Genomic DNA, 4,664 nt, shown 5'->3' with positions numbered 1-4,664 from the left:
GGGGCCGCAGCCGGTCATCACCCACAGCGCCTGGTGGTGCCGTCCCCACCCGCACCGTCCACCCCAGGAGGACCAGTCATGTGGAGCTCGTTGATCGTCGCCCGGCTCAGAACCGACGACACCAGCAAGATCGCCGACGCCTTCGCCGCGTCGGACGCCACCGAACTCCCGCACATGGTGGGGGTCTCCCGGCGAACGCTGTTCACCTTCCACGACCTCTACTTCCACCTCATCCTCGCCGAGCAGGACATCTGGCCCGCGCTCTACCGGGCGCGGCAGACCCCGCTGTACCAGCGGGTCAACACCGACCTGTCCTCGCTGGTCTCGGCCTACGACCCCAACTGGAAAGAGCCGAAGGACGCCGTCGCCAAGCCCTTCTACACCTGGACCGCTCAGGAAGGACGGATTCAGTGAGGACAACCGGGCCGCTCAAGGTCAACGTCGCGGACGCCGTCGTCAACCGGCGTCGGGGTGGGGAGATCCGCGTCACGCTGAGCCCCCGGACGGTGGGTTCCACCTCCGGGTTCGGCGGTGAGCTGCGCCTGGCGCCGCACGAGTACGTCACCGAGCACTACCACCCCTACTCCGAGGAGTTCATCCACGTCGTCTCCGGTGAGCTCGCCGTCTCCCTGGACGACGAGGTGACCACGCTCGGACCGGGCGATTCGCTGCTCGTCCCGATCGGGGTCCGCCACCGGGTGACGAACACCGGGACGGCACCGGCCCACGTGGTGTTCCACCTGGGGCCGCTGGCGCCGCGACCGGAACTGGGGCACGTGGACACCGAACCGCTGGCCAACCCCGACCAGCCGCACATGGACGTGGGCGACAGGTCATGAGCAGGCGCGCCGTGATCACCGGTGTCGGTGTGGTCGCCCCGGGCGGCGGCGACCGGGAGGCTTTCTGGTCGCTGCTGGTCGCCGGTCGCAGTGCCACCCGGCGGATCAGCCTGTTCGACCCGAGCGGCTTCCGCTCGCAGGTGGGGGCCGAGGTGGACTTCGACGGCCGGGCCAGCGGGCTGACCTCCCAGGAGGTGCGCAGGCTCGACCGGGCCGCCCAGTTCGCCCTGGTCGCCACCCGCGAGGCGCTCGCCGACAGCGGGGTGTTCGACGGTCCGCCGCCCGGTTCGGTGGACCCGGCCCGCGTCGGCGTGAGCATCGGCAGCGCCGTGGGGAACACGATGAGGTTGGAGGAGGAGTACATGGTCCTCTCCGACGACGGCAGGCGCTGGCTGGTCGACCACACCTACGGGGTGCCGCACCTGTACGAGTACATGGTGCCCAGCACCTTCGCCGCCGAGGTCGCCAGGGAGGTCACCGCCGAGGGGCCCTGCACGCTCGTGTCCACGGGCTGCACCTCCGGCCTGGACGCCGTGGGTCACGGCGCGCAGCTCATCGCGGAGGGCAGCGCCGACGTGGTGGTGGCGGGCGCGACCGACGCGCCGCTGTCGCCGATCACGGCGGCCTGCTTCGACGCCATCAAGGCCACCACGGCCCGCAACGACGACCCCGAGCACGCCTCGCGGCCCTTCGACCGCGACCGGGCCGGGTTCGTGCTGGGGGAGGGGGCGGCGGTGCTCGTCCTGGAGGAGGCCCGGGCGGCCCGTGAGCGGGGCGCCCACGTCTACGCCGACCTGGTCGGTTTCGCCAGCCGCAGCAACGCCTACCACATGACGGGTCTGCGCAGGGACGGCCGCGAGATGGCCGAGGCGATCCGGGTCGCCCTCGACCAGGCCCGGTTGAACCCCACCGACGTCGACTACGTCAACGCCCACGGCTCGGGGACCAAGCAGAACGACCGGCACGAGACGGCGGCGTTCAAACGCAGCCTCGGCGAGCACGCCTACCGGGTGCCGGTCAGTTCCATCAAGTCGATGGTGGGGCACTCGCTCGGCGCGATCGGCGCCATCGAGGTCGCCGCCTGCGCCCTGGCCCTCGACCGCCAGGTGGTCCCGCCCACCGCGAACCTGCGGGGCCGGGACCCCGAGTGCGACCTGGACTACGTGCCCCTCGTCGCGAGGGAGCACCGCATGGACGCGGTCCTCAGCGTCGGGAGCGGGTTCGGCGGCTTCCAGAGCGCCATGCTCCTCGCCAGGCCAGGCCGGGTCCCGGTCGATGCCGGGTCCGGGTGACCGGCTCCGGAGAAGGTCGTACCCCGCCGTTGGAAGCAGAGGAAGACAGGATGGGCAGCCCGACACTCACCCCCGCCACGGCCAGGCGCACCGGTGTCGTCACCGGGCTCGGCGTGGTCGCCCCGACCGGAACCTCCACCGCCGACCACTGGGACGCGGTGCTCGCCGGCCGGAGCGGCATCCGGGAGATCACCCGGTTCGACGCGTCGGTGTACCCGGTGCGCCACGCCGGCACGATCCCGGAGTTCGAGAGCCGCACCCGGGTCCCCGACCGGCTGGTCCCGCAGACCGACCGGTGGACCCACTTCGGTCTCGCCGCCGCCGAGGAGGCGCTCGCCGACGCCGACGTCGACCCGGCGGGGCTCCCCGAGTACGAGATGGCCGTCGTCACCGCCAGTTCCTCCGGCGGTGTCGAGTTCGGGCAGCGGGAGATGGAGAGCCTGTACCAGCACGGTCCGAGCTGGGTGAGCGTGTACCAGTCGATCGCCTGGTTCTACGCGGCCACGACCGGGCAGATCTCCATCCGGCACGGGATGCGCGGCACCTGCGGGGTGCTCTGCGGGGAGCAGGCCGGCGGGTTGGACGCGATCGGCCAGGGCCGCCGGCTGCTGCGGCAGGGCACCCGGCTGGTGGTCACCGGGGGCACCGACGCCTCGCTGGGCCCCTACGGCCTGGTGTCGCAGCTGCGCAGCGGCTGCGTCTCCACCGTGGACGACCCGGAGACCGCCTACCTGCCCTTCGACCGGCTCCCGCACGGCCACCTGCCGGGGGAGGGGGGAGCGATGGTGGTGGTTGAGACCGAGGAGTCGGCCTCGGCCCGGGGCGCCGGCCGGGGCTACGGGACGGTGCTCGGCTACGCGGCCGGGTTCGACCAGTCGACGACCACCGGCAGGCCCCCGGTGCTGGCCCGCGTCATCCGGCAGGCACTTGACGACGCCAGGCTCGACCCCTCCGACGTGGACGTCGTCTTCGCCGACGCCGCCGGGGAACACCGCCGGGACCGGGTCGAGTCCGCCGCCCTCGCCGAGGTCCTGGGACCCGGAGCCGTGCCGGTGACCGCACCGAAGACGCTCACCGGCCGGCTGCTGGCTGGCGGTGCCGCGCTGGACGTGGCCACCGCGCTGCTCAGCCTCCGCGATCAGGTCATCCCGCCGACGCACGGCCCGATCCGGCTGTCCCCGGACCACGAGATCGACCTGGTCCAGGACGAACCCAGGGAGGTGCCGCTGCGCCACGCGCTGGTGGTCGCCCGGGGCTACGCCGGGTTCACCGGGGCGCTCGTCCTGGGCCGGGGGGACCGCACCCGCTGACGCCGGGCCATCCACGGCCCCGGCCCCACGCAGCAACGACGTCACACCCGAGGAAGGAGACACCATGAGCAGGTTCGACCTCGACGAACTCCGCCAGATCATGCGGGCCAGCGCGGGAGTGGACGAGGGAGTCGACCTCGCCGGCGACATCGGCGACCTGGAGTTCGGCGACCTGGGTTACGACTCGCTCGCCGTCCTGGAACTGGTCAGCCAGGTCCAGCGCACCCACGGGATCGTGATCCCCGACGAGGCGGTGGAGGAAATGCCGACCCCGAACCGGGCCGTGGAGTACATCAACCGGCTCGCGATGGAAGGGAAGGCCTCCTGATGTCCGTCCACACCGACAACGAGATCGTGATCAACGCGCCGCTCGACCTGGTCTGGTCGATGACCAACGACGTCGCGTCCTGGCCGGAGCTGTTCAGCGAGTACGCCAGCGCCGAGATCCTGGAGACCCGAGGCGACACGGTGCGTTTCCGGTTGAGCATGTACCCCGACGAGCAGGGCCGGGTCTGGTCGTGGGTGTCCGAACGGACACCGGAGGTGGCGACCCGCACGGTGCGGGCCCACCGGGTCGAGACCGGCGCCTTCCGCTACATGTGGATCTACTGGCAGTACGACGAGGTCGAGGACGGCGTGCGGATGCGCTGGGTGCAGGACTTCGAGATGAAGCCCACCGCGCTGCTCGGGGACTCCGCGATGGAGGACCGGGTCAACGCCAACTCCCGCACCCAGATGGCGCTGATCAAGGAGAAGGTCGAGGCAGCCGCCCGGGCCGGGGTACCGGGCTGAGGGGGCCCGCCCCGGCCGGCGCCGCGACCACGCCGGGAACCACCAGGTGCCGGGCTGCCGCCGACAGCCCGTCCGAGCTGGGGTGGACCGGTGGGTCACGGTGACCGGCGCCCCACCCCGACACGACCACCTCCGAGGAGCACCGCACACCGACGGCCCGCCGGGCCTCGGCACCCGTACCCGTCAGCAGAGGGAGACGCCATGACGTGGGAACTCGACGGCCGCACCGCACCCGCCGGGGGAGGACCGGCGGCCACCGGCCGTGGCGGCGCGCGGGAGCGGACCGCCAGACGCCACCGCCCTGGCCTGGCACCGCGAACACGGCCAGGTCACCGAGCCGGGGAAGAACGAACCGAGGGGAACGGGGGCCCTGAACCCCCGGCCGTGCGCCGGCGGGCGCGCCGCCGCCGGGGTGCGGGAGCGGGTGCCCG

At 72.7% G+C, this 4,664-nt stretch carries 6 protein-coding genes; all 6 read left to right on the top strand.

Features of this window, described 5'->3' with window-relative positions; all coding sequences use genetic code 11:
• Window positions 1-78: 78 nt before the first annotated feature.
• The 6 genes from ACTIDRAF_RS0204410 to ACTIDRAF_RS0204385 all read left to right on the top strand — a co-directional run bounded on the left by ACTIDRAF_RS0204410 (window position 79) and on the right by ACTIDRAF_RS0204385 (window position 4,233).
• Window positions 79-414, top strand: coding sequence for a TcmI family type II polyketide cyclase (locus ACTIDRAF_RS0204410; protein ID WP_016697500.1), 336 nt, complete (start codon window positions 79-81; stop codon window positions 412-414).
• A complete protein-coding gene (locus ACTIDRAF_RS0204405; protein WP_016697499.1) occupies window positions 411-839 on the top strand; it encodes a cupin domain-containing protein in 429 nt (142 codons plus the stop codon). Before ACTIDRAF_RS0204410 ends, ACTIDRAF_RS0204405 begins: the two co-directional genes overlap by 4 nt.
• A complete protein-coding gene (locus tag ACTIDRAF_RS0204400) occupies window positions 836-2,131 on the top strand; it encodes a beta-ketoacyl-[acyl-carrier-protein] synthase family protein (RefSeq protein ID WP_016697498.1) in 1,296 nt (431 codons plus the stop codon). The genes ACTIDRAF_RS0204405 and ACTIDRAF_RS0204400 overlap by 4 nt, the downstream gene beginning before the upstream one ends.
• Before the next feature lie 50 nt (window positions 2,132-2,181).
• Complete coding sequence (locus ACTIDRAF_RS0204395) at window positions 2,182-3,441, top strand: ketosynthase chain-length factor (RefSeq protein ID WP_016697497.1); 1,260 nt, start codon at window positions 2,182-2,184, stop codon at window positions 3,439-3,441.
• 64 nt (window positions 3,442-3,505) lie between these two features.
• Window positions 3,506-3,769 (top strand): acyl carrier protein, encoded by a 264-nt coding sequence (locus ACTIDRAF_RS0204390; RefSeq protein WP_016697496.1) that lies wholly within the window; start codon window positions 3,506-3,508, stop codon window positions 3,767-3,769.
• On the top strand, window positions 3,769-4,233 hold the full coding sequence (locus ACTIDRAF_RS0204385; protein ID WP_016697495.1) for an SRPBCC family protein: 465 nt from the start codon (window positions 3,769-3,771) through the stop codon (window positions 4,231-4,233). The genes ACTIDRAF_RS0204390 and ACTIDRAF_RS0204385 overlap by 1 nt, the downstream gene beginning before the upstream one ends.
• Window positions 4,234-4,664 lie beyond the last annotated feature (431 nt).

It is taken from the genome of Actinoalloteichus spitiensis RMV-1378 (assembly GCF_000239155.1).
In the GTDB taxonomy this organism is placed as follows: domain Bacteria; phylum Actinomycetota; class Actinomycetes; order Mycobacteriales; family Pseudonocardiaceae; genus Actinoalloteichus_B; species Actinoalloteichus_B spitiensis.
This window is presented reverse-complemented; position numbering and strand designations above follow the sequence as displayed.

Excerpts from the sequence above, each read along its gene's own strand:
- ACTIDRAF_RS0204410 (WP_016697500.1), top strand. The coding sequence starts at position 79 with ATGTGGAGCTCGTTGATCGTCGCCCGGCTCAGAACCGACGACACCAGC.
- ACTIDRAF_RS0204390 (WP_016697496.1), top strand. The coding sequence starts at position 3,506 with ATGAGCAGGTTCGACCTCGACGAACTCCGCCAGATCATGCGGGCCAGC.
- ACTIDRAF_RS0204395 (WP_016697497.1), top strand. The coding sequence starts at position 2,182 with ATGGGCAGCCCGACACTCACCCCCGCCACGGCCAGGCGCACCGGTGTC.
- ACTIDRAF_RS0204400 (WP_016697498.1), top strand. The coding sequence starts at position 836 with ATGAGCAGGCGCGCCGTGATCACCGGTGTCGGTGTGGTCGCCCCGGGC.
- ACTIDRAF_RS0204385 (WP_016697495.1), top strand. The coding sequence starts at position 3,769 with ATGTCCGTCCACACCGACAACGAGATCGTGATCAACGCGCCGCTCGAC.